Annotated in this window: 2 protein-coding genes; one reads left to right on the top strand and one right to left on the bottom strand. The window is 65.9% G+C overall.

The window, feature by feature from the left end:
• Positions 1-43: 43 nt before the first annotated feature.
• Positions 44-859, bottom strand: coding sequence for a transposase family protein (locus ABZV34_RS39350; RefSeq protein WP_356288063.1), 816 nt, complete (start codon positions 857-859; stop codon positions 44-46).
• A 182-nt stretch (positions 860-1,041) separates the two neighbouring features.
• Here ABZV34_RS39350 and ABZV34_RS39345 point away from each other — a divergent pair, with 182 nt between their 5' ends.
• Complete coding sequence (locus ABZV34_RS39345) at positions 1,042-1,437, top strand: VOC family protein (protein ID WP_356288060.1); 396 nt, start codon at positions 1,042-1,044, stop codon at positions 1,435-1,437.
• Positions 1,438-1,500 lie beyond the last annotated feature (63 nt).

Here is a 1,500-nt window from a genome sequence, read left to right as displayed (position 1 = left end):
GAGCCCTTCTCGGTAACGTCTCGTGACGATTCGTGATCTTCGTTCAGCTGGTGCGGCCGTGTTCCATCTGGAGCAGGACGAGGGCGGCGCGGGTGATCCGGGTGATCGCCTTGGGGTCGAGGCTGACCCTGCGCAGAGCCTTGAAGGTCACCTTGAGCAGGGCGTTGGCGCGTTCGGCCACGCCGTGGACGCCTCGGATGACGGAGTTGAACGCCTTGGCGTCGTCGGTGAGTTCGCCGCCCTTGGGTTTTTTGACCGGGTGGCGGAGGCTGGCCCCGGCGTTCTGGTAGCCGAGGTCGGTCAGGGTGGGGATGTCGAGTGTTTCGGCGAGCCGGTTCAGGGCGGCGATCAGGCCGTGGGTACGGGCGCAGGTGGTGTCGTGCTCGCGGCCGGGCCGGACCGGCGAGACCCAGAGCGGCCAGCCGTCGGGTGCGGAAATGACCTGGACGTTGCCGCCGTGGTGCTTGTGCTTGCCTGACCACCACAGGTCGGCCTTGTTCGGGCCGGGGGCGGCGACGCGATCGGTACGGATGACGGTGCCGTCGAGGTTGAGGTGTGTAAAGCCGGCCACGGCCGCGCGCTCCAGTGCGGTGGACAGGTCCGGGGCTTGGTCGGCGAGCACGGTCAGCCCTTCATGGAGGTAGCGGTAGGCCGTCGGGACGGAGATCCGGTTGTCGCGGGCGAGTTGAGTCAGCCGAGCACCGTCCAGGAACCAGCGCAGGATCAACACGCTCTGCTTGAACGGCCCCAGGGCGCGGGTGCCCTTGCGGGTCCCGAGACGCTCGCGGTGTTCGAGCAGCAGCTTCGCGAGGGCCTCAGCAGTGGCCCGGCTGACATCGAGCACGCCGGTGTAGGTGATACTGGTCAACGCGTGAAGCCTCTCGGTACCCGGAACCTGTTCTTCGCAGACCTGTTCCTACCAGGGGCTTCTCGCGTATCTGATGCCGGGTCAAGCCCGTCTGATGTCCCCAGTCAGGAAGATCTCAAATCTGTCGGACGGGCGGCATACTCTGAGCCCCGTCCACACTATCTGGGAGAGTCATGACAAGTAGGTTCACCGAGTTGGCCGTTGGCTGCCACGATCCGGAGAGGCTCGCGGCCTTCTGGTGCGAGGTCCTGGACTTCAAGGTGATCGACCGGAGCGAGGGCAAGGTCGAGACGGGCTCCTGGGTGCCGACCGTCGAGGATGTTCGGGCCCGTCAGATGCCGCCCACCCTGCTGTTCATTCAGGTGCCCGAGGGCAAGACCGTGAAGAATCGGCTTCACCTCGACGTCAGCCCGATCGACGGCAGCACCGAGGGCGAGGTGACCAGATTGCTCGGCCTCGGCGCCACCAAGACTGATGTGGGCCAGGGCTCAGATCGAAACTGGGTGGTCATGGCAGACCCCGAGGGCAACGAGTTCTGTGTCCTGCGCACCCTGGCACCGCAGAACTAGGCCGCGAGCGGGCACCCGCACCCCGTCACACACCGCAACTATCACGTTGCCGAGAAGACCTCA

The sequence above is a fragment of the Streptomyces sp. NPDC005195 genome, assembly GCF_040608315.1.
GTDB classification, from domain to species: domain Bacteria; phylum Actinomycetota; class Actinomycetes; order Streptomycetales; family Streptomycetaceae; genus Streptomyces; species Streptomyces kaempferi.
Note: the sequence above shows the minus strand (reverse complement) of the source record. Positions and strands in the feature narration are given on the sequence as shown.